The organism is Vibrio viridaestus (assembly GCF_003856525.1).
Classification (GTDB): domain Bacteria; phylum Pseudomonadota; class Gammaproteobacteria; order Enterobacterales; family Vibrionaceae; genus Vibrio; species Vibrio viridaestus.
Genome location: NZ_RJVQ01000001.1, coordinates 694,155 through 718,098, shown reverse-complemented (window position 1 = coordinate 718,098; position 23,944 = coordinate 694,155). Strand labels below are relative to the sequence as shown.

20 protein-coding genes and 1 riboswitch are annotated in these 23,944 nt (G+C 41.1%); of the genes, 12 read left to right on the top strand and 8 right to left on the bottom strand.

The features are described from left to right. Positions 1-62: 62 nt before the first annotated feature. The 7 genes from EES38_RS03235 (at position 63) to nhaD (ending at position 7,582) form a co-directional block, all read left to right on the top strand. The gene (locus tag EES38_RS03235) at positions 63-1,496 is read left to right on the top strand and encodes a 6-phospho-beta-glucosidase (protein WP_124935718.1); all 1,434 of its coding nucleotides are present in this window, start codon (positions 63-65) and stop codon (positions 1,494-1,496) included. Between the two features lie 131 nt (positions 1,497-1,627). After that, a complete protein-coding gene (locus EES38_RS03230) occupies positions 1,628-2,644 on the top strand; it encodes a LacI family DNA-binding transcriptional regulator (protein ID WP_124935717.1) in 1,017 nt (338 codons plus the stop codon). A 245-nt stretch (positions 2,645-2,889) separates the two neighbouring features. After that, on the top strand, positions 2,890-3,216 hold the full coding sequence (locus EES38_RS03225; RefSeq protein WP_124935716.1) for a hypothetical protein: 327 nt from the start codon (positions 2,890-2,892) through the stop codon (positions 3,214-3,216). A gap of 161 nt (positions 3,217-3,377) precedes the next feature. After that, a complete protein-coding gene (locus tag EES38_RS03220) occupies positions 3,378-3,842 on the top strand; it encodes a MarR family transcriptional regulator (protein WP_124935715.1) in 465 nt (154 codons plus the stop codon). Between the two features lie 28 nt (positions 3,843-3,870). Continuing rightward, a complete protein-coding gene (locus EES38_RS03215; protein WP_124935714.1) occupies positions 3,871-4,929 on the top strand; it encodes an HlyD family secretion protein in 1,059 nt (352 codons plus the stop codon). Between the two features lie 17 nt (positions 4,930-4,946). Then, positions 4,947-5,981, top strand: a complete 1,035-nt coding sequence (locus EES38_RS03210; protein WP_124935713.1) for a DUF2955 domain-containing protein — start codon at positions 4,947-4,949, stop codon at positions 5,979-5,981. A gap of 161 nt (positions 5,982-6,142) precedes the next feature. After that, the gene (gene nhaD, locus EES38_RS03205) at positions 6,143-7,582 is read left to right on the top strand and encodes a sodium:proton antiporter NhaD (RefSeq protein WP_124935712.1); all 1,440 of its coding nucleotides are present in this window, start codon (positions 6,143-6,145) and stop codon (positions 7,580-7,582) included. Positions 7,583-7,612: 30 nt separating this feature from the next. Here nhaD and EES38_RS03200 read toward each other — a convergent pair whose 3' ends face one another. Together EES38_RS03200 and EES38_RS03195 are read right to left on the bottom strand one after the other, a co-directional pair. Next, positions 7,613-7,975 carry a hypothetical protein gene (locus EES38_RS03200; protein WP_124935711.1) on the bottom strand — a complete coding sequence of 121 codons (363 nt, stop codon included), beginning with the start codon at positions 7,973-7,975 and terminating at the stop codon, positions 7,613-7,615. Positions 7,976-8,148: 173 nt separating this feature from the next. Then, positions 8,149-9,039: a LysR family transcriptional regulator gene (locus tag EES38_RS03195; RefSeq protein ID WP_124935710.1), complete on the bottom strand. Its 891-nt coding sequence runs from the start codon at positions 9,037-9,039 to the stop codon at positions 8,149-8,151. Between the two features lie 151 nt (positions 9,040-9,190). Between EES38_RS03195 and EES38_RS03190 the strand changes: the two genes are divergently transcribed. The 4 genes from EES38_RS03190 to EES38_RS03175 all read left to right on the top strand — a co-directional run bounded on the left by EES38_RS03190 (position 9,191) and on the right by EES38_RS03175 (position 13,869). Next, positions 9,191-9,553, top strand: a complete 363-nt coding sequence (locus EES38_RS03190; RefSeq protein WP_124935709.1) for a MaoP family protein — start codon at positions 9,191-9,193, stop codon at positions 9,551-9,553. Positions 9,554-10,142: 589 nt separating this feature from the next. After that, on the top strand, positions 10,143-12,026 hold the full coding sequence (locus EES38_RS03185; protein ID WP_124935708.1) for a PTS mannitol transporter subunit IICBA: 1,884 nt from the start codon (positions 10,143-10,145) through the stop codon (positions 12,024-12,026). Between the two features lie 99 nt (positions 12,027-12,125). Further along, positions 12,126-13,271 (top strand): mannitol-1-phosphate 5-dehydrogenase, encoded by a 1,146-nt coding sequence (locus tag EES38_RS03180; RefSeq protein ID WP_124935707.1) that lies wholly within the window; start codon positions 12,126-12,128, stop codon positions 13,269-13,271. Between the two features lie 49 nt (positions 13,272-13,320). Continuing rightward, positions 13,321-13,869, top strand: coding sequence for an MltR family transcriptional regulator (locus EES38_RS03175; protein WP_124935706.1), 549 nt, complete (start codon positions 13,321-13,323; stop codon positions 13,867-13,869). Positions 13,870-13,950: 81 nt separating this feature from the next. On the opposite strand, the gene EES38_RS03170 is transcribed toward EES38_RS03175, so the two are convergent. The 6 genes from EES38_RS03170 to EES38_RS03145 all read right to left on the bottom strand — a co-directional run bounded on the left by EES38_RS03170 (position 13,951) and on the right by EES38_RS03145 (position 22,279). Beyond that, positions 13,951-14,676, bottom strand: a complete 726-nt coding sequence (locus EES38_RS03170) for a sulfite exporter TauE/SafE family protein (protein ID WP_124935705.1) — start codon at positions 14,674-14,676, stop codon at positions 13,951-13,953. A 128-nt stretch (positions 14,677-14,804) separates the two neighbouring features. After that, complete coding sequence (gene ribB / locus EES38_RS03165) at positions 14,805-15,461, bottom strand: 3,4-dihydroxy-2-butanone-4-phosphate synthase (RefSeq protein ID WP_124935704.1); 657 nt, start codon at positions 15,459-15,461, stop codon at positions 14,805-14,807. 97 nt (positions 15,462-15,558) lie between these two features. Next, positions 15,559-15,701, bottom strand: a riboswitch (FMN riboswitch). 95 nt (positions 15,702-15,796) lie between these two features. After that, on the bottom strand, positions 15,797-17,287 hold the full coding sequence (gene putP / locus EES38_RS03160; protein WP_124935703.1) for a sodium/proline symporter PutP: 1,491 nt from the start codon (positions 17,285-17,287) through the stop codon (positions 15,797-15,799). Positions 17,288-17,361: 74 nt separating this feature from the next. Further along, a complete protein-coding gene (locus tag EES38_RS03155) occupies positions 17,362-18,060 on the bottom strand; it encodes a 1-pyrroline-5-carboxylate dehydrogenase (protein WP_124935702.1) in 699 nt (232 codons plus the stop codon). A gap of 10 nt (positions 18,061-18,070) precedes the next feature. Beyond that, positions 18,071-21,205, bottom strand: coding sequence for a bifunctional proline dehydrogenase/L-glutamate gamma-semialdehyde dehydrogenase PutA (gene putA / locus EES38_RS03150; RefSeq protein ID WP_124935701.1), 3,135 nt, complete (start codon positions 21,203-21,205; stop codon positions 18,071-18,073). A 255-nt stretch (positions 21,206-21,460) separates the two neighbouring features. Next, entirely contained in the window at positions 21,461-22,279 is an 819-nt protein-coding gene (locus EES38_RS03145; RefSeq protein ID WP_124935700.1) for an AraC family transcriptional regulator, read from the bottom strand. A 391-nt stretch (positions 22,280-22,670) separates the two neighbouring features. Here EES38_RS03145 and EES38_RS03140 point away from each other — a divergent pair, with 391 nt between their 5' ends. Then, a complete protein-coding gene (locus EES38_RS03140) occupies positions 22,671-23,783 on the top strand; it encodes a PEGA domain-containing protein (RefSeq protein WP_124935699.1) in 1,113 nt (370 codons plus the stop codon). Positions 23,784-23,944 lie beyond the last annotated feature (161 nt).

Below are 23,944 nucleotides of genomic sequence, written 5' to 3'. Positions count from 1 at the left end.
CTTTCTTTATTGATAACATGATAAAATTTCCTAATAAAGGTAATTAGAGCAAAGGTTAAACAATGTCAAAATCACTATTTCCTCAAGATTTTCTATGGGGTGGAGCTGTGGCAGCTCATCAGGTCGAGGGTGCCTGGAATCAAGATGGAAAAGGCCCCAGTATTGTCGATGTTCTAACAAAGGGAGCTCACGGAGTCGACCGGAGAATAACACCCACAGTCCTTGATACTGAAATGTACCCAAACCATGAGGCAGTAGATTTTTATCACCACTATAAAGGTGACATCGCGCTCTTCGCCGAAATGGGTTTTAAGTGCTTCAGAACCTCAATAGCCTGGACTCGGATATTCCCAAAAGGGGATGAAGTGCAGCCAAACGAAGAAGGGCTTAAATTTTATGACGATCTATTTGATGAACTTCTTAAATACAACATTGAGCCTGTTATTACATTGTCGCATTTCGAAATGCCTCTTCATTTAGTACAAAACTATGGTGGCTGGGCCAATCGAAAAGTCGTCAACTTCTTCGTTAACTACAGTAAAGCCGTCTTTGAACGTTACAAAAACAAAGTAAAATATTGGATCACGTTCAATGAAATCAACAACCAGAGAAACTGGAGCTATCCGCTTTTTGGTTACTGTAACTCTGGTGTTGTTTTTACTGAGCATGAGAATCCTGAACAAACCATGTATCAGGTACTCCACCATCAATTTGTTGCAAGTGCTCTTGCTGTTGCCGAAGGGCACAAAATCAATCCTGATTTTCAGATCGGTAGTATGATTCATATGATGCCCCTGTACCCAGCGACATGTAAACCCGAAGACATGCTGCAAGCCCAGCAGTCAATGAGAGAAAAGTATCTGTTCAGTGATGTTCAGGTTCGAGGTCATTACCCTAGCTACATATTGAAAGAATGGCAGCGTAAAGGTATCTCAGTCAAAACTGAACCACAAGATAATGATGCGTTGGCAAACGGATGCGCAGACTTTCTTGCTATTAGTTACTACATGACGAACATTGTCGATGCCGTTCCACCAGAAGATTCTGAACAATCCATGTTTGGAAAAAGTCGCCTAAATCCCTATCTAAAAGCTTCTGAATGGGGATGGCAAATCGATCCACAAGGTCTTCGATTCGCTTTATCTGAGCTTTACGAGCGTTATGAAAAGCCAATATTTATCGTTGAGAATGGATTTGGCGCGGTAGATAAAATAGAGGAAGACGGATCAATATTAGATGATTATCGCTGTACTTATCTCGGTGAACATATTAAAGCAGTTGGCGATGCGATAGATATTGATGGGGTCGAAGTTATAGGTTATACACCTTGGGGATGTATCGATTGCGTGTCGTTTACGACTGGAGAATATAAGAAACGCTATGGTTTTATCTATGTTGATCACAATGATGATGGCACAGGTGATCTAAGTCGTTCCAAAAAGCACAGCTTCTATTGGTATAAGAAAGTTATCGAATCCAACGGTGAAATTGTCTAAATACTGATTATCTCCTCATTAAGGTTGTGATTTACATCAATCACAACCTTAAAAATTTAATTCAATACTATCTTTAGTTTAGGTAGACTGCCTTATCTTCAACGAAATAGATGAAAGGGTTAATACCTTTAATGGCCACAATTAGTGATATTTGCAAAGCAACCGGATTTTCTAAGGCAACTGTATCTCGGGTAATTAATGGGAATCCGAGCGTCAAACCTAAAACCAGAGATATCGTTCTCCAAACAATGGAATCTCTCGGTTATCAACCAAATCCTGTCGCTCAATCACTGGCAACGCGTCGCTCTAATACGATCGGTCTCATCCTTCCTCATTTTTTTAGTTACTATTTCGGCACAATAACTCAAACAATTGCCCAAAGCGTTCAAGATGCTAACAAGAAGTTATTGGTGGTAGATAGTCACAACACGAAAGAAGGCGAATTAGAAGCACTGCGCTCCCTGGTAAGTCAAAAGTGTGCTTCCATCGTCGTCTATAGCCGACACCTTTCAGAGCAAGAACTGATAGAGTTTCGCCAAAGCTCTGGTGTACCAATAATTGTGTTGAATAGACTGTTTAGTACTCCAGAGCTATCGAGTTTTGGTTTCAGCCAGTTCCAACTTGGCTATCTTGCTACAGAACATTTGCTGAATTTAGGGCATAGCGAAATAGCGTGTATTACCAGCCCTTTAAATAGTCAAACAGGTGTCAGCAGATTAGAAGCCTATCGAAAATGTCTTGAAGACCACAATATCCCATTCAAGGAAACGCTCGTTGATGAAGGAAGTAGTATCATGAATTCTGGGTATGATTCTGTACTTCGTCTCCTTGAGCGTAAGCAGACTTTTTCAGCTATTTTTTGTAGTACTGACGATATGGCAATCGGTGCAATTAGAGCCTTGCACGAGCGTGGACTTACCGTTCCAAAAGATGTATCCATTGTTGGAATAGACGATGAGCCCAATTCCACTTTTTCTATCCCTAGTATTTCTACTGTATCTCTTCCGATTAAAAAGCTAACGACGGAAGCTATCGAATTAGCGATTCACTTTACCGAATCGCCTGATTCTGGCAAATACATGCACAAAGAATATCTGGGCTCTCTTGTTTCACGAGAATCAGCCAAAGAAAAATTGCTTGAACAATAGAAATATTGGTTTCATTTGTGAGTGGCGAGCGATTTTTATCAAAATAAAATCATACCTCTGCAATTACTATGTCAAGAGATTAGTCAAGATTATTGATTAAAATAAACTCATTTTCCATGTGACTCAGTTCAAAATTTTTGAATTACATGAACAAATTTTTGCTATCGAACATTGTTCGATTTAAGCACATAATAAATCCCGTAATTAGAAAGAACGAAGAATAATCTAATTTAAAAGGTGATATTATGAAAAACGTATTAACAGCAACAGCATTATTAGTAGGTACTATGGTTTCAGCAAACGTATTTGCGGGTCAAACAAGCTCGTACGACGTCAAAGTATTTAACCTAGATAACGAAGCGGTTGTCAAAGTAATGGATAATGGTCAACCTGTAAATAATGTTCCAGTCACTGTCAAAGGTGCAACAGTGAGTCAGCAGTACACTACCTCAGAGTCAGGTACAGTATTTGTTCGTAATAATTCCGACGCAGCTCAGTCTCTAAAAATTAGTGTTCAAGAGCCGAACGGTAACGAATACACGACTGAACGTTTCGTTTCAAGCTACCAATAAGCTTCAACCGATCATTATTTAACCATTAGTTAATTTAAAAGCCAGATAGATTATCTGGCTTTTTTCTATTTTGAACAAGAATAACCCATACCAGCACTATTTACTTAGCATGCTAAATAAATTATGATACTTAGCACGCTAAGTAATTATCACTAAAATCAATGAATATCCATTTAGACATTCTTAAAGAACTCTCTCTTGCTGAAAAATTAGCAAAAATATCCAGATTATGGAAAACCGTTGCTGATGCTGAACTCACCCCTCTTGGGTTAACCCATTCTCGATGGACAGCATTGTGGAAATTAAGGCGTCTTGGAGATTCCGTCAGTCAGAAATGTTTAGCGGAATCATTAGAAATTGAATTAGCTTCTTTAATGAGAACACTCAATCAACTCGAAGAACAACACTTAGTCGTCAGACACACTTGTCCGCACGATAAACGAGCTCGAATTGTTACTCTGACCAACGAAGGTAAAGCAGTTTTAGAGAACATTGAAAATAAAGTACTTAGTGTAAGAAGAACGTTGCTGAAACAGTTGGATGAAAATGAAATTAATCATCTCAATCAGCTCCTGGATAAAATCGCTTTAAATGCTCACAAAGCGATCGACGAGAAAGCACAGTAAATCATAATACCTTGGAAGTTAGCCTTATATGACACCTGATCAAAAGTTTGCACGTTGGGTTAAGTACTCAATGTGCGTTTTTGTTGCCATTTTTATTTATTTTCTGATCGCAGATATGCTTTTGCCATTGACTCCACAAGCAATGGCTACGCGCGTTGTTACAAAAATCGCTCCGCGAGTAAATGGCCCAATAGAAAAAATTAACGTTTCAAATAACCAACATGTTGAAAAAGGTGATGTGTTATTTGAGATAGATCCAGTTCCATATCAGCTTGCAGTAGAACAGGCTAAGCTCGCTCTTGAAGAAGCATTACAAAATAACTCAAAGTTAGATGCGGCAATACTCGCAGCCGAAGCGAACGTAACGGAAACAAAAGTCATCTACCAGCAAAAAGTGAGAGAAGCGAAACGTTTAGATCGACTCTTTTTAAAAAATAGCACCTCACAAAAGCTCAAAGATGATGCAGAAAGTGAAGCAACAGCGGCAAAAGCCAATCTTCTTGCTGCACAATCTCAGCTGCAAGAGCTAAAAGTACAACGAGGTAAGACAGACAACGATAATATCGCCGTTCGTATTGCTAAAAACAATCTCGAAAAAGCCCAACTGAACCTTCAATATACTGAAGTCAAAGCGGATCATGCTGGCACGATCACTAACTTACAACTCCAGACTGGTGCTTTTGCGCAAACAGGCCAGCCAGTAGTTGCTTTGGTTGATAATAAAGTCGAAGTAATAGCTGATTTCAGAGAAAAAAGCTTACGAAATTTCGCAGATCATACTCACGCATTAATCGCATTTGACGGGCAACCAGGGAAAATATTCAGCGCCGAAATCAACACGATAGATGCGGGTGTCAGTAGTGGGCAATTTGATGCAAATGGCCAACTTGCTACACCTACAGATTCTAATCGATGGGTTCGGGACGCTCAGAGAATGAGAATCCATTTAAGCAGCCAACATGCAATCGATATGTCATTACCATCTGGCGCAAGAGCGACGGTACAACTGGTTCCATCAAATGTAGTGCTTGCTTTTGTAGCAAAGGTTCAGATTAAAGCCCTTAGTCTGCTTCACTATATTTACTAACATTGGTCTAATATTTTATGCGTTTATGGACACATCCAATAAATGAAAATGATCTCCGCCAATGTTTGAGGGTAGCAGTTGGAGCGACGCTAGGCTTTATCATTTGCAAGGTCATGGGCTGGAGTAATGGTGTTTTCTATACCGTTACTCCAATGCTTCTCCTAGGAATGATTCCCACGCTTTCAACGCACATAGCTCGTCAACTAATCGCAGCAGGTGTAGTCTGCGCTATTGAAGTCGGGTTTATTGCCGCAATTTTTGCCTATCATCCAGTTTTATCAACGATAATTGTCTTTTTGCTGTTCTTATCTAAATTTTACTGTATGTCTAAAGGCAGCCTCTTCTTATTCGGTGCAAATAGCGTTGTAAGCTTAAGTATTATGCTGCATTTCGCCAGCTACCCCACTACCGATGTCAATGGACTCGTAACCGACAATCTACTAGCGAACATTTTATCGGTAGCAATAGCGTATTTGGTTCACTATTTTATACCAGATGTAGAACCTAGAATGCCTCCTCCGGGGCTAGGAGCCGAGAAACAGAAGCATCGTATTCGGCACGAGATGTTACTCGGTGCGGCGGTAACTACAGTCTCATTCTGGGCTTTCCAAATCTTTGATCTCAAAGACTCAATGTCAGCACAAGCCACCAGTATCCTGCTTCTATTTCCTATGAACTGGAACGGCGCTATGCTCTACGCTCGAAAAAGAGCGCTGGGGGCGATACTCGGTGTCAGTTTCGGTATTGTTGTGCAGCTTTTTCTCTACACATGGTCCGATCAACTTATCTTTGTAACGCTATTCCTGTGGATAGGAATTTTACTCTTCGGGTATTTTCACGTGAAAGAAGCCAGTGGCTCAGGAGTTGGCTTTGGTGGTTTAACCACGCTTGGGATTCTGTTTGGCCAATATCTTAGTCCAGACCAAGATCTGACCTTCAGTGCTCTCTATCGAATAGGATGTATCGTTATCGCGATAGTTATTACTCTTTTATTCGTCTATTTATTCCACTTACTACTCAATAGATTCTCTACCACCCAATTTGGAGAATAGAATCTTCTATTTTAGGGTAATGATTAAAATTTATTTTAATCATTACCCTAAATGATAAAAAATATTTTAAAAAACCCGCCGATATTTGATATTTCTCATCTTTATTGTATGTCTAAACACCTACAATTCTATTGTTTATTCATACGTGAGGTATACATCAGATGGTACCTAAATATTTTTTATTTATATCATTGATAGCAATTATTTTTCCTACAACAGCACTCGCTGGTACTTTTACGCAAAACACAATGACAAGCAGTTGGGTTGGCTACTTGTGCGTCGGCATTTTTGTCTTTGCCTATCTATTAGTCATGATGGAAGAAACACTTAAACTTAAGAAATCAAAACCAGTCTTAGTCGCAGCAGGCGTAATATGGGCTCTAATTGGGTATGCTTACCATTCCATGGATTTAGCAGATACGGCAAAAGAAGCGTTGGAGCACAACTTTCTTGAATATGCAGAACTATTAATGTTCCTCTTAGTGGCGATGACCTATATCAATGCGATGGAGGAACGTCGACTCTTTGATGCTCTAAAGTCCTGGATGATTAATAAAGGATTCACTTTCTCCACGCTATACTGGTTAACTGGGATACTGTCGTTCTGTATCTCACCAGTAGCAGATAACCTTACAACGGCGCTTTTAATGTGCGCAGTCGTAATGAAAGTCGGTGAAGGAAATAGCAAGTTCATTACCTTATGCTGCATTAATATCGTCATTGCAGCAAATTCAGGGGGAGCATTTAGCCCGTTTGGCGACATTACGACATTAATGGTCTGGCAAACAGGTAAGGTTGCCTTTGGGCAATTCCTTGATCTCTTCATCCCTTGTGTTGTGAACTATTTCTTACCAGCCATTATTATCGCCTTCTTCTTACCCAAAGGCGCGCCAAAACTCAAAAGTAAAAATATCCCAACCAAACGTGGCGCAAAAAGAGTGGTTTTCTTATTTCTAACCACCATATGCACTGCCGTTTATTTCCACATAGGTTTTGATTTCCCACCGGTATTAGGCATGATGCTTGGACTAAGCTATTTACAACTATTCGGCTTTTACTTACGTCAATCACTGCCTAAGTATGTAGAAAAAGAAACTGAAAGAGCCAAGGTGCAGAATGATGAGGAAAAATTAAAACGTCTTGGTTCTGTCGTCCCCTTTGATGTGTTTAAACGCATATCCGATGCAGAATGGGACACGCTCTTATTCTTCTATGGCGTTGTTATGAGCGTCGGAGGATTGAGTCTTCTAGGCTACTTATCGTTGATATCGACTATGGCTTATTCAAACTGGGATCCGTTATGGGCAAATGTATCCGTCGGTATAATCTCTGCGATTGTCGATAATATTCCAGTTATGTACGCCGTACTAACAATGGATCCGATAATGAGCCATGGACATTGGCTGCTCGTCACGTTAACAGCTGGCGTGGGCGGTTCATTACTCTCTATTGGCTCCGCAGCAGGAGTAGCATTGATGGGCGCTTCAGAAGGCAAATATACGTTTATGTCCCACTTAAAATGGACCCCAGTCATTTTTCTAGGGTATGTGGCATCCATCATCGCCCATTTATGGGTAAATGCCCCGTTATTTGGTCAATAAAACGAGTTAGAGTGAATCCATTAGAGCTTTTTATTTGGATTCACTCATTTTAGGTTCATAGTTCACTTTTACCCACACATTACTCAATCGGTACATACCGCAAACACTGCAAGTCAGAACTTCTCCATCACCATGAATCCGCATTTCAATATCGGGACGTTTCTCTTTTGAGCTATTTTTGACTTGTACGACCAAAGAATTACCATCAACTTTAAATGGCACAACCCACGATTTTGAAACAGAAGTAATTGTCACCTCTCCATCTGTAAATACCAATTTATCATCGTTATATTGATTATCGTACGTACCCTGAAAGGAATATGTCTCCTTATTTAGCCAACGCTCAAGACTATCATCACATCCAACCAAAGCCACCAGACAAAGCAAAGCCATACCAACCTTTGTTAGATGAACACATGTTAGCCGACGCCTAAGAACGAAAAACAAATTAGCACTCCCTTTGATTTATAGCATTCTATTGCTTATGGATAGGACCTTAACTAACAGATAGCTTATGGATACCCAAAAAGCAAGCTAACATCATGAGTTTGCTATGATTCTTATGATTAAGAAGACATTTCCCCAGCTTGCTGCACTGTATAACCAGTGAGTGGATCGATACTACGAACCAACTCTTTAACCTGAGTAATTGCTTCTAATGAAGAACTGTTCTTGCGATAGCTAAGATAAATTGGCCATCGCCATCTCTCGACATTACTCACCACATGCAGCTGTTTTGAGTCAACAAAAGGCGTTACCATCGACTGCGGAATATAAGCACTGCCGCCTTTTTCTAAGATATAGTCTAGAGCAATCCTCGCAGTAGAAGTCCTCAAGAACGGTGCTTTCATATCTGGATGTCGTTCATTGTGTTCAGATGAAAAACGACTCCCCCAATCAACATAAACATATTGATGAGAAAAAACGTCAGAAGCATCATCAAAGGGTTCCGTTGAGACAAGTGTCAACATGATGTCTGCAACTTTCTTTGACTCAAGTTCATCTACTTTTATTGGGTCAAAGGCAAACGCCATATCTAATGTTCTGTCTATTAGGCCTCTATGCAGCTGTTCCCGGCTCATTACCTCAGCAATAAAGCCATAGCCGACAAACGTGTCAGTAACTTCGCTCAAACAATTCTGCAGATACGCATCCCAAACGTTTGGAGTACCACCAAGTTTTAGTTGCAGATCTTTGCCAGACTGCATTGATAGCTCTGCTTTCGCCTGCTGAAGAGTCGTCACCATAATCTCTGCGTAATTTACCAGTCTCTCTCCTGCGGAGGTCAATTTGATATTATTGCGATCACGAGTAAATAACTGAGTATCAAAGTAAGTTTCAAGCTGTTTAATACGAGCGCTGACGGCAGCCTGAGTTAAATATAAATTTTCTGCTGCTCGCCCAAAATGACGAACATTAGCTAATTCCAAAAATGTTCTAAATACTTTAACGTCCATATGAATGCAGCCTCACAAGATTAGCAGGACAATAATAAATCTGTTTAATCATAACGATAAAAAAAAATTGTTTTTCTTTTTTTCAAATAACGCCTAATTTCGCGATTAATTTATTGTTATAAGTTAGTGTAACGATTGGCAAGAGGTTTACATGTCTCAAGTAGAATTTCGCCCAGGGCAAAAGCGTTTTTATGATACCAAAAAGTTTCCTCGTGGGTTTGCTAAATCAGGAGATTTTACGATCGCTGAGGAAGATTTGTTAACTCGATTTGGCGATACCATGTTACGTTTGGAAACTGGCGACTTATCTCCATCGAACCAAGAAGAAGCAGGCTTTATGGCAGTGATGCTTCAAGAAAAATCAGCGGAAACAAAGCTAGAGAAAGTTTGGGTCAAATATGTCCAACTCTCTCGCGGACGTAAACGTTTTCACACTCTCAACGGCAGAAGCAAGCCAGACAACATCAATGATGACTACGTTGATGAGGATCAGCCCCTAGCTGATGATGATTAAGTTCTCCTCGTAGGACAAAAAGCACTCAAGCCGATAAAGATAAAAATATCTTGTCGGCTTTTTTATTTCTAACGTCAGAATACCAATCTATTATTTTTCCAGATCGGATCAGTCCTCAAGCTAAAATGCCTGATTAGCCGAACAGTCCCAGATTGAATTAATGGTGTAGCTTTATTACAAAATTAAGCTATAAAAATTCTGCATTTATTTTACGAATCGAAATAAAACACCACATGAGATATGGATCACTAATATTAAAATTCAGGATTTCTCCATTAACAAAAAAGTGATCTTCATCACACCAAAATCCATATTGATAATTCTATTTATGTGACATTGATCGTTTTTTTATATTTGACAATTCTAAGTAAGCCGCAATGTAATAAAATTACACCTAATTTTAATGATCAATATCACAATTAATTTTCTCTCAACAGATAATTATAGTGATACAAGTCACAAAAACCCCGCTCAGAGTCCGAACTTAAAAAGATGTGCTAGATTGATGATGAACTTAAAACAATCCATCGACTTTGGCGAGTCGATATAACACAAAAAATATCAACAGAACATCGAACGGGGACTTCTCATGATATCACCAGATGCAAAGGTCAAGATACAGAATTTTGGCCGCTTCTTATCTAACATGGTAATGCCAAATATCGGGGCATTTATCGCATGGGGCTTCATTACGGCACTATTCATCCCAACAGGGTGGATTCCAAATGAAAAATTAGCAGCGCTTGTAGGCCCAATGATCACCTATTTACTTCCTCTTTTAATAGGCTATACAGGCGGTAAGCTAGTTGGTGGCGACAGAGGTGCCGTAGTCGGTGCAGTAACAACAATGGGTGTCGTTGTCGGTTCAGACATTCCGATGTTCATGGGAGCAATGATTGTTGGTCCTTTGGGCGGTTGGGCTATTAAAACTTTCGATAAGAAAATCGATGGTAAGGTTAAAAGCGGTTTCGAAATGTTGGTTAACAACTTTTCTGCCGGTATTATCGGTATGATTTGTGCAATCATCGCTTTCTATCTTATCGGTCCTTTCGTCAAAATTCTTTCTTCAGCATTAGCGGCTGGTGTTGACGTATTAGTTACTGCTCACCTTCTTCCACTGACGTCAATTTTTGTTGAACCAGCAAAGATTCTTTTCCTGAATAACGCGATTAACCACGGCATCTTCACTCCTCTTGGTATCCAACAAGCAGAAGAAACTGGTCGTTCAATCTTCTTCTTGATTGAAGCTAACCCAGGCCCTGGTCTTGGTGTATTACTTGCGTATATGGTTTTCGGTAAAGGTACAGCAAAACAAACTGCTGGCGGTGCGACTATCATTCACTTCTTAGGTGGTATACACGAGATTTACTTCCCATACATTCTGATGAACCCACGTCTTATCTTAGCGGTTATCGCTGGTGGTGTGACAGGTGTGACAGTATTAAACGTGTTTAACGCAGGTCTTGTATCTCCGGCTTCTCCAGGCTCAATTTTCGCAGTATTGCTGATGACACCAAAAGGCGCGTATCTCGGCGTACTATGCTCAATCGCTGCTGCTGCCGCTGTTTCATTTACTGTAGCTTCATTGCTAATGAAAACTCAGAAATCTAAGGATGAAGATGAAGATTCATTAGAGCAAGCGACATCTCAAATGAAGTCAATGAAAGCACAATCAAAAGGCGCAACATCTGGTGCAGCTCGTACAAACTTTAGCAACGTAAAAAACATTATTGTTGCTTGTGACGCTGGCATGGGATCGAGTGCAATGGGTGCGAGCATGCTACGTAAGAAGGTACAGGGTGCCGGTCTTGATATCAGTGTGACTAACCTTGCGATTAACAGTCTTCCACAAGATGTTGATATTGTTGTTACGCATAAGGATTTGACAGCCAGAGCGAAAAATCATGCGCCAAATGCATACCACATATCTCTGACTAACTTCCTAGATAGTGCAACATATGACGATTTGGTTCAGCAACTACAATCAACGAACAATGCATCAGCGTCAACTCCAGTCGCTGAAGAACCAACAAATGATAAAGCGTTTAAAGTGGAAGCTAAAAACGTTCACCTTGGACTAACTGCTGCTTCCAAAGAGGACGCAATCAAGTTTGCAGGTAATAAACTGGTTGAACTTGGTTATGTAGAACCAGAATACGTTGACGCCATGTTTGAACGCGAAAAAATGGTCTCGACTTACCTTGGTGAGTCAATTGCTGTACCACACGGTACTGTTGAAGCAAAAGACAAAGTGAAATCCACTGGTATCGTTATTTGTCAGTACCCTGATGGCGTTCAATTTGGCGAAGACGAAGATAGCATCGCAAAAATTGTTATCGGAATTGCTGCCAAAAATGACGAACACATCTCAGTTATCACAAGTATTACAAGTGCGCTTGATGATGACGAAGCGATTGCTAAATTGCAGTCAACCAGCAATATCGATGATGTTCTGGCAATACTAAGCGCTTAATAATAATTATAAATATATGCTCCATTGATTCCAGGCCAACCTTTCCCCCATTAGGGTTGGCCTTTTTTCTTTCTAAAAAAATATGTAGGTATACAAACAATGAAACAAGCAATCCATTTTGGTGCAGGTAATATAGGTCGGGGTTTCATAGGCAAATTATTAGCGGACGCCGGGGTTCACGTAACATTTGCTGACGTAAATGAAGCTGTCGTCAATAAGCTTATTACTGATAAACAGTACGATGTGAAAGTCGTTGGTGAGCAATGTGAAATTCAGACAGTTAAGAATGTCACTGCAATAAACTCCATGTCTGAAGAACTACTCAAACTCATCGCCTCTGTTGATCTTATTACTACCGCTGTCGGTCCAAACGTTCTCGATATTATTGCGAAAAGTATCGCTAAAGGACTTGAGCTGAGAGCTCAGGAAAACACTTCCGCTCCTTTGAATATTATTGCCTGTGAAAACATGGTACGTGGAACCTCTCACCTCAAAGAGCAGGTTTATCAATACCTGTCTGACGACGTGAAGACATTTTGCGATGAGAATATTGGATTTGTTGATTCGGCAGTGGATCGTATTGTTCCCCCTGCAGAGCCATCAGATAACATCCTTGATGTCACTGTTGAAAGCTTCAGTGAATGGATTGTTGATGAAACACAATTTAAAGGCCCGATTCCATCGATTAAAGGAATGGAAACTACTGACAATCTAATGGCATTTGTCGAACGTAAGCTATTTACACTCAATACAGGTCACTGTATAACAGCATACCTTGGTTGTCTACATAGCTATAAAACGATCAAAGAAGCTATTGAAGATGACGGCATTCGTGCAGATGTAACACTTGCGATGCAGCAAAGCGGAGAAGTGTTAGTTCAACGTTATGGTTTTGAACGTGAAGCTCACGCAGCTTATATTAAAAAGATTTTATCGCGCTTTGCTAATCCATACCTGGTAGACGAAGTAGACAGAGTTGGCCGTCAACCTATTCGCAAACTGGGCAAAAATGACCGTTTAATTAAACCATTAAATGGAACGATTGAATATAATTCAGAAAACTCAGCGCTTCTTAAAGGTGTTGCTGCTGCGTTAAAATATGAAAATGAGTCAGATCCACAAGCTCTGGAATTACAAGAATACCTAAAAGAAAATGGTGTGCGTAAAACCCTAGCACATTTTTCAGAACTAAGTGAGAACAGCAAAGAAGCGGCAGAAGTAGAATCTCTATTTACAGCGCTATAGTAGCATCAGAGAGGGGAAAACTCCCCTCTCAACTCTTAAATAATGAAGTATGGCAGAACTACTACAAGAAACAGATATCATAGAGAAACTCAATAATGCTCCGTCAGTGAGAGGATTCTTCATTACCGCTAGTGAGATATTTGAAGAAACAGTAGACGCATTAGTTCAGAGAATCTTTCGTAGCGATTACTTAACAGTAAAAGCGGTGATAAACCCCCTACTCGAATCGTCAGGACCTCTTGGCGACCTTTCTGTTCGTTTAAAGCTACTGTTTGGTCTTGGTGTCCTATCCGACAAGATTTATAGCGATATTGATGCATTCATAACGTTAAAGAATCAACTTAATAACGATGCTTATGACTATAAATTTACCGATAAAAAAATCATTTCTGCAGTGAAAAAGCTCAATGCGGTAAAAAAGGGAATTATGCCAATAGAGCAGATTGAAACATCAATAGCTGATGATCCAACCGATGAATTTTATCAATTACAAATGGACCGTTATGAGCAGGTTATCAAATCTAGCCTTTCCCTAGTTATCGTCGAGCTATGTCAATCACTGAACATTGATAGCCCTTTTACGACTCAGTACCGTTAGTGGGCAACCGTACTGATACCATCATGCCCCACATATAACAGGCTGTAATTATTCAGCCTGCTTTCTTCTCTCCCATTAAGCTCAAAATAAACCATTCACAATCGAAGTCACTCCACTTAAAAGACACAGAGTAAGTGCGCCATAGCGAACTTTCTTTTTATCTAATGATGATGTGAACTTGATGGCAAAAATATACCCTATCACTGTAGCGGGTATGAGAGGTAACGAAATCAATACATGATGCCACGTAAAATAACCAACAAAAAACTGTACTACGAGAGAAATCAGGGAACTGAACACAAAGAATGCAGCAAGATTTCCGCGCAATTGATTGGCTTCTTGATGCTGAAGTAAAAGCGCCATTGGTGGTCCACCAATTCCGGAGCTAGTACCAAAGAAACCAGAGAAAAATCCTGCAATACCCATCCTTTTTGGGGTGGGTTCAACTCTAAAGGGCAGAAAGCTCACTGCAACGGCAAATAATACTAGCCCACCCAACCAAAGAGATAATACGTCTTTCGACACATATAAGAGTAAACCGCCGCCAATAACAGAGCCTGGAATTCGCCAAACTAACGCATTTTTAAGCCCACCAATAGCAATGTTAGCTTTGAATTTGATCGCATTCATAAGTGATAGAATTAATGCCATCAAGGTGACAGCAGAAGGAACGTAATCAGGGTCGACCATAAAAAGAAGTGGAGACGCGACAACCGCTAATCCAAAACCAATCGCAGTTTGGACAAATGCGCCAAGAAAAATGAGTATAAATGCAGTGAACTCAATATGATGCTGTAAAAACGACATGAGGTTCGAACACGAATAGAAATGATATTCATATCATTAAACAAATCATCGTGTTAAAGCAACCTGTTTTTAGAAATGATTTACAGTGTAAAAAAGGAGGAGATACAATTCCTCCCCCTTTAAACTCATTAAGCGATTTGCTTCTGTTCTAAAGAAATATATTCAACAATGTCTTCAATGGTGAGAACTGGAAGGTCATACTTTCTTCCCATTTCGATAATTTCAGGCATACGAGCCATCGTTCCATCAACGTTTGTTACTTCAGAAAGAATGCCTGCAAGCGCTAAACCAGCAAGCTTCATCAGCTCTACCGTGCCCTCTGTGTGGCCGCGACGAACCAATACACCACCAGCTCTAGCTCTAAGAGGGAATACATGCCCTGGACGAGCTAAATCAGACGGCTGAGCACCCTCTGCAATAGCTGCTTTGATAGTCGTTACTCGATCTGCCGCAGATACACCCGTTGTCACACCGACTTTTGCTTCAATCGATACGGTAAAAGCTGTTTGATTTTGACTGTCATTGTGTTCAACCATTGGACTTAACTCCATATGATCCGCATGTTCATCTGTTAGACATAAACAGACAATACCGCTGCACTCTCTGATCATAAATGCCATCTGAGCGGGTGTGATAGTTTCGGCTGAATATATAAGGTCGCCTTCATTTTCACGGTTTTCATCATCAAGAACGAGCACGCCTCGTCCTTGCTGTAACGCAAGAATAGCATTTTCAACACGTTGGTTTACATCGCCAAATTCGGCTAGTGGACTTGTCTGATTCATGGTATCTCCTAAATTAACCAGAATCAGGGCAAAACGATGGGAAATCTGAATATGTGTATACGAAGACGACACTCGCACTGAGTGTGTCTGGGAATGTATTCATCCTCTCTCATCCGGACTTTAACCGTCGGCTCTGGACTTTGACCAGATCTGCTGACCTCAGACAACGTCCGAGCGCTCGTGGGCTTATCATATTGATCTACCACCGGTGGGGAATTTCGCCCCGCCCTGAGAATTAAAAAAATAACGCATCTGAATCCAGATGCGTTATCGATGATATTACTTTCACTTAATCAAGAAAAGCGACTTTTTAATAAAAAGGCGTTCCTTTGCTTTTAATCAAGCTCTTCTAATTGCTTGAGGAACGTTTTATGTTGCGCACTGACTTCCGAGTCAGGTTCTGAAGAAATAAGAGTGAAACCAATAATAGCGATAGTTGACAAAATCATTCCCGGTACGATTTCGTAAATATCGAAGATACCGCCCGTCAATTGTTTCCACACGACAACAGTAATACCGCCAACAAGAATACCAGCAAGCGCACCATTGCGATTCATACGTGGCCAGTAAAGACTAATCACCAACGCTGGACCAAATGCAGCACCGAAACCAGCCCAAGCGTAAGAAACTAATCCAAGTACAGAGCTGTCAGGAGTGAGAGCAAGCACAAGAGCAATAATAGAGATAGCCATTACTCCCAAACGACCCACACGAACAATCTGTTCTGACGTAGCATCTTTGTTGATCACTTGCTTATAAAAATCTTCCGCCAATGCAGATGAACACACTAATAATTGAGAGTCTGCTGTACTCATGATCGCGGCAAGAATAGCGGCAAGAAGAATACCAGCAATGACTGGATGGAATACAGCATTGACCAATAGCATGAATATTTTCTCACCATCAGCAAGCTCTAGAGTGGGATGGTGTGTAATATAAACCAATCCAACCAGACCAATCATAACGGCACCAAACATCGAAAGAGCCGTCCAGCCAATCGCGATACGACGAGCAGTGACGAGATCTTTATTTGAGCGTGTGGCTTGAAAACGAGCAAGAATATGTGGCTGACCAAAATAACCTAAACCCCAAGCTACGAGTGAAATAATTGCAATCGCAGAAAGTGGCTTACCATCCATACCATTCCATACCGTTAGTAACTGTGGGTTAATCTCAGTTAAATTCGCACTAAGGTCACTAAAACCACCTTCCATCACGGCGATAGGAACAATGAGAAGTGCAGCCGCCATGAGTAACCCCTGAACTAAGTCAGTCCACGCTACTGCAAGAAATCCGCCGAATAAGGTATATGAGACAACACAAACAGTGCCAATAATTACTGCATTGGTGTAATCAATACCAAATACGGTTTCAAACAATTTTCCGCCAGCCACTAAACCTGAGCTTGTATAGAAAAGGAAAAACAGCAAAATGAAGAAAGCCGAAATGGTTTGAATGGTTTTCGATTTGTCATTAAAGCGACGAGACAAAAACTCAGGTACTGTGATCGCATCTGTTGTAATACTGTAAGTGCGAAGACGTTTTGAAGCGATAAGCCAGTTGATCCAGTTACCAATTAACAATCCCCCAGCTAACCAAAGCGATTCCAAACCGGCAGCATACGCATAGCCAGGTAAACCTAATAATAGCCAGCCACTCATATCTGATGCACCAGCTGATAGCGCTGCTGGCCATGGTCCTAGCGTTCTGCCACCCAAAAAGTAATCTGTTGAGTTTTTCGTTCGTAAATATGCGTATACACCTATCGACAACATCATGATGAGATAGACGATAAATGTGGTAGTAATAGCAAAGCTATTTCCCATTTCAATTTCCTCTTTAATATCGAATTTCTTCCATGACCCCTCTTCAAAATGAGGAGGGGAAATTATGGAAAGAACTAGTGGGCATCACTCCCGAGTTCGAGTAGCGACGCATTGCCTCCAATGGCCGTTATATTTATTGTCCTTGTACGCTCAGTGATAAAGCGCAAACATAAAGTTGGGTCTTGAGCCGTTGGTTGGTTAACCAAGTCAGTTTCAGAAATAAAACTCGCTATAGCCCCAGTCTTCTGAGCCAAAGCAGAGTTAATAATACGTTCTCCATCTGCGTCACCAACGTAAGCTAAAGAACGAATATCTTCGTTCAGAAGGGAATGACGGGCATCCAATGCGCTGGTTAGTATAATGTGAGCAGGTAAGGACGCTTTATCTGCCGAAGAACGGATAAGATTCGTCACTTCAAGATTATCACTGCATACCATAACGCTATTTCCTGATAGAAGAGCGGCAGTTAATAACGCAAACAAGCTTGTTACCGCCGGTTCGCTATCTTTCTCCTGAACAACAAGCGTGACTCCTCTTCCCGCCGTATACAATTCATTAGTTTCGCCAGTAGGGCCAGGCATGAGCTGGCTCTCAGATAACCATTCTTGCCCACAGCGAATTTGATAATCAATAACAGCGGCATAAGCTGGTGATGATTTAGCAACTTCCAGAGCAAAATCGGTAATGCTTTGCTTGCGCTGTTCATATCCGAGTAGATTCCAATTTTCCCACGCAGAGAAGGAATCAGAAAATCGTGCAGCCTGATGTACCATAATAATCTCCTTATTCCTCAGATTCGCTTGTAAAGACGGTTTGGCTGAATCGGTATAGATAATGAGGGCCACCAGCTTTTGGACCGGTACCTGAAAGCCCCTGACCTCCAAAAGGCTGAACGCCTACAACGGCCCCGACTTGATCTCGGTTGATGTAGCAGTTGCCGACCCTCGCATGTTTTTCTATCCATCGATAAGTCGTTTCATTTCGACTGTGTACACCCATTGTGAGTCCGAAACCTGTCGCATTAATCTGTGCAACGACATCAGCAAGCTCGCTCGCTTTAAAACGCACTATATGAAGAATTGGACCAAACTGTTCTTCAGACAGACTATTGATGCTGTCTATTTCAAATGCAGTTGGAGCAACAAAGTCTCCTTTTGAACAGTCATCCGGCAGAGATAGAGATGTTAACAACGTTTGTGTCTCAGTCATCTTCGCTATATGAGCAAGCAGCTTTTCTTTCGCTGTGTTATCGATGACTGGACCAACGTCAGTAGAGTGTAAGTAAGGTAAACCAACAGATAACTCATTCATGGCTCCCCGAATCAATTCGATGATTCGGTCAGCAATGTCTCGTTGTACGAAAAGCACTCGTAATGCAGAGCAACGCTGACCAGCAGACGCAAATGCAGACCTAATTACATCCCTAACGACCTGCTCAGGTAATGCTGTACTATCGACAATCATCGCATTCTGACCACCGGTTTCCGCAATAAATGGCACTGGTAGCGCATCGCGTTTAGCTAATGATTGATTGATTTTTTGGGCTGTTTGAGTCGAACCAGTAAATGCTACACCTGCGATAGCTGGATGGCTGGTTAAACTATTACCAACTTCCGAGCCTTTACCAATAATTAACTGAATAACACCTGTTGGAAATCCAGCTTCAACCATCAATTCGACCGCACGGCAAGCAATTAAAGAAGTCTGTTCTGCTGGCTTAGCAATGACAGTATTGCCTGCGGCCAATGCTGCTGATATTTGACCTAAAAAGATTGCCAGAGGGAAGTTCCATGGACTGATACAGACAAAGACACCACGACCTTGCTGTGATACTTGCTTTGAAATACCATTAAATACGTTGATATCACGCGGCTTTAAAGAAACATTCTGAGTAGCGTAATAACGACAGAAATCCACGGCTTCCCTGACTTCATCAATACTGTCATGTATCGTTTTGCCCGCTTCCTTATGACATAAAGCCACCAGTTCTTCCATATTCTCTTCAAGAAGAGCCGCTAGATTAAGGAGCTTTTCAGAGCGATATTCTCGAGACTGAGCATTCCAGCTAGGGAAGGATTGTTGGGCTGACTCAATCGCCATCGAAATTTGCTCAGCATTCGCATTGACGACCTGACCGACTTCAATATCGCGATCATAAGGTGCCGTAACTGATATCGCGGAAATACCATCCTTGATCATGCTTTCGAATTTCTTATTCCCATCAATGATCGAAGAACCGTTCCAAGAAGATGACATCCATTTTTTAACTTGAGCTTCAAATTCCTGAGCTTCGCTCACGATATCAATATTGATACCTCTAGAATTCTTCCTTTCTTCGTAAATAGCAGGCGGAAGCGGAATAGATCCATTATGTAATGTCTTGTTTGCTAATAATGTTTCAACTGGATGCTGCGCGAGCAAGCTAATTGGGCAACGAGCATCCACTAAACGGTGTACAAATGAACTGTTCGCGCCGTTCTCAAGCAAACGACGAACTAAGTAAGGAAGGAGATCCTTATGGTTTCCAACTGGAGCATAAATCCTGACAGGCTGGTTGTACATGCGCATCGCATAATGGAACAGACCATCACCCATGCCATGCAAACGCTGAAATTCGAATTCGCCGTGAGGTGCCATCATCGCTATTGCCGTTACAGTCTGAGCATTATGGCTGGCAAATTGAGGAAAAAGGTTACCTTTTACATTCTCACTTAATAGGAATCTAGCACAGGCGAGATACGAAACATCCGTCGCTTCTTTTCGTGTAAAAACGGGATAACGTTCTAAGCCATGTTGTTGTGATAGCTTTATCTCACTATCCCAATATGCACCTTTTACCAGTCGTACAGGAATCAAATCACCTTGTTCTTTTGCTAGGGCGGTCAACCACACTAAAGCCGGTAGAGCGCGTTTAGAATAGGCCTGAACCACGAGACCAAATTTGCCCCACCCTTTTGCAGTCTCACTACGATATAGTTTTTCAAAAAGCTCCAGAGATAACTCGAGTCGATCCATTTCTTCAGCATCGATAGTGATACCAACATCTAATTCACGAGCTCGAGTGATCAAGCTAATTAGTGTTGCGTATAGTTCAGTCATGACTCGAGTTTTGTTCGCAACTTCATAACGAGGGTGCAGAGCAGAGAGCTTAATAGAAAGCGAAGGTGCTAAACGAGGATCATCCGGTCGAGTCTCTTTGCCAACCGCTTCGACCGCTGATAGATAGTCTTGGTAATATTTATTCGCATCCGATGTTGTTAAAGCGGCTTCACCTAACATATCGAACGAATAAGTGTATCCCTTCTCACGCATAGGTCGTCCGTTCTTTTGAGCTTCAGACATTGTCTGCCCAAGCACGAACTGGTGCCCCATGACTTTCATGGCTTGATGCATAACCTGACGAATGACAGGTTCAGAGAACTTTTTCACTAAACGATTCAAAGCTTGATTAGGGCTGGTATTTTCAATATTAGATATTCCGACAACCTTACCCGTTATCATGAGTCCCCATGTCGACGCATTGACAAACACAGAGTCTGAATTTCTTAAATGTGATTTCCAGTCAGCGATACTGAGCCTATCTTTGATAAAGGCATCGGCGGTTTCAGTATCGGGAATCCGCATGAGCGCCTCTGCGAGACACATTAGCAAAATCCCCTCTTGGGTATCTAAGCTGTACTCGAGCAGAAGAGCGTCAATCATCTGCACAGACTTTTTGTCAGCTCGTATTGCTTCAATAAGTTTGGTGGTTTTTAATGAAATTTCCTTTTTCTCTGTGTCAGTCGGTGTCGCGAGCGGCAGAAGCTGCTCTAGCCATTGTGATTCATCCACCATATACAGTGGAGAGATCATAGACCACAGTGTATCGAGTGGTTGCTCGATAAACTCCGGCTTCAACACATCTTTAGCGTTATACATGCGTTTTCCCTCAATCTCATTCCCAGAACATCTGAGAAATCTACAATAGCTAGCAGTGTATTTTGAGCTTGGAGAGAATACTTGTCAAAAACTCCGATGTTTTTGCTAAAAACTGTGCGTTTTAACAAAAGTAAAACATTAGCGTCACATGAAAGTTATCAACACGATGATTTTTAATGACAAATTTCACAAAGTACCCTTTTTGTAAAAAGAACTGTTGTGGATATTGGGCGCCAAAATGGGCTAAATAGTCCCCTAAGGTTTGGAGTAACGCTTTTTATATTGAGAAGGAGAAACACCTTGTAAGCGGGAAAAGATATGAGTAAATGTACTTTGGGCAGAGAAACCAGAAAGCTCAGCAACCTGACCTAGGGTATAACGCCCCTCTTCTATCAAGTATTTAGCCATATCTACTCTCTTGTTCAGTACATACTGATGAGGAGTCATACCAAGCTGTTCTTTGAAGAGATTATGAAATTGACTTTCTCCTAAGAAAACGCTTCCCGCTAACTGCGCGACACTGATTCTTTGTGAAATATGTCGTTGGATGTAACGATCAATAGATTGGAGGTCAATACGAGAGACACCTCGCTGGTAATCCATTCCTTTGATGTGCCTTTGTAGAAGAGCTATCAAGGTATCATTACAAGCTCGGCTTAAGAGCTCGTCTTGCGGATGCGCTTGCATCTCATCGACCAGCATTTTTATGAGTTTTTGTATTTGTCCATCAAGATAGAAATAGGTATCTGACTTTGAGAGGTTATTCATCCTCTCGATAATCATCTGTCCCTGTTCAGGGACATCGGACAAATTCAGCACAAGAATGTCTGACTGCTCTACGACGCCACCAAAAGCATGGTCCGAATTCGAGGACACGATGCATCCCCGTCCCGGCCCAATACGATTTCCATATCCTTCGATATCAAAATCCGCCTGCCCTTTTAAACCAATAACAATCTGAGTATACGAGTGGTCATGACAATCCATTTGCGAAGGAAGTGTTATCAACTCTGCGGGCTTTATGAGTTTGCCAGTGGTAACAGTATTGTTTTGTTCGAAAGGGAGCTTACTCATGCAGCTGGTCCAGTATGGTGTCGATATCCTTGCCTAAAGAAGATAGTACATCAACTCAACATCAATGCAAAAGAGTCTTATTTGGTTTTAATTTCTTCCGGAAAAATGATCAAGAGACCGTAGATTACGGCTATTGTCTAATCGAACTTCGATAAATCCGCAGAAATTCTGGCGAAAAACTTGCATAATTTTTCATTGTGCTCAAAATGGAGACTTGACATACTTTACATTCACAAATCAGCAACCTAAGAAAATTTTTTGTGTAGTGTGTCTAGCTATGCGTTAAGACTTGACGTAACTACTGTGTTAGTCGGTTAATTTAGTGTTAGGCTTAAGCCTAGTTGTCTTTCACCACAATTTAGTGGAAAAACGTTAATTGTTGCAGGGACCTATGATAATACGTCACATCCCAGCGCTAATGTTAGCGCTAAACCCAGTTTGGGTAACTACATCGGTGCATGCGGAAGAAGCTACTGTCTCTCAGGTCGATCCTGTTGCGGCTATCGATAGTAAAATGAGCGATAAAAAGGGCGAAATCGATAATCTCTCGTCTCAATACGATAAAGAAGTTGGCAACCTCCAACAACTCAAAAATGAAAGAGAAAAGTTGGAACGTGCTAGCAATGAGTTGGATGCTAAGAAAAATCGTGCGAAAGCAGCCCTTGATAAACAGTACTCTCGTCTGCTCGAAGATCCCGATACTGATCTGGCAACATTCCAAAAGCAATATCAACAGGCATGGGCTGACGTAAAAGAAAATCAGTCTGAGCTTTTAGATAACGAACAGGCATCAGCTGAGAGCAGCATGAAATTGTCACAGCTGAAACAGAGGCTGGGTCGTTTAAATAGCGAATACGAAAATCTTAAAGAGTCACGTGTAGACGCCAGAGTTAAGCGTTTGAACGCAGAGCTTAGCGAGAGCGGTGTAATTACATCCAGCTATAAAACGACCTGTTCAACAGCAATGACTCTGGGTGACTGTTCAAACCAAGGTTTATACCTAACTAAGCAGCAAGCGGTCAGCAATTTCAGAGACAAATTGTTAAACAACCTTACTGAATCGGTTGTAGCTAAACAAAACCTCAAAGGTGTACAGTTAAATCTTCGCGTAACAGATAGCCAAACTCTTCAAAGCGGTTTTCAGGGCAATAATGATTACTTTGCCGAAATTCAGGCTCAAATCCAAGCTCGACCAGAAGCAACGGCTGCATGTGAATTGTTAAATGTTTCTACTCGTTACTGTTTAAACGGTCAAGAAGTGGTAGCTCAACAGCATAAAGCTGAGAAAAAATGGGCAAGTATCACAGTAAGGTCAGACCAATATGACGACTCCGTCACAATAGACGGCGTTAATTACGGTAGTACACCAGTGGATATTTCAGTCCCATTTGGATTGCACAAAATTACAGTCTCAAAATCAGGTTATGAAACATACAATAAATCAGTTACGATAAGCGCTAACGATACAATTTGGATCAAATTAAGACCCAGAAAAGATGGTTAATAGTGTCAAAGCCTGTAAAGCTTTTTATTGATTTGCCGTAATAGTTATCAAGAGCGCCATTTTGGAACTAAGTTATTGAAAAATGACTCATCACCAAGATGGCGTTTTTAGTAAAAATGCATCAATATAAACTCATATAACAATTAACGAAAAGTGTAGAA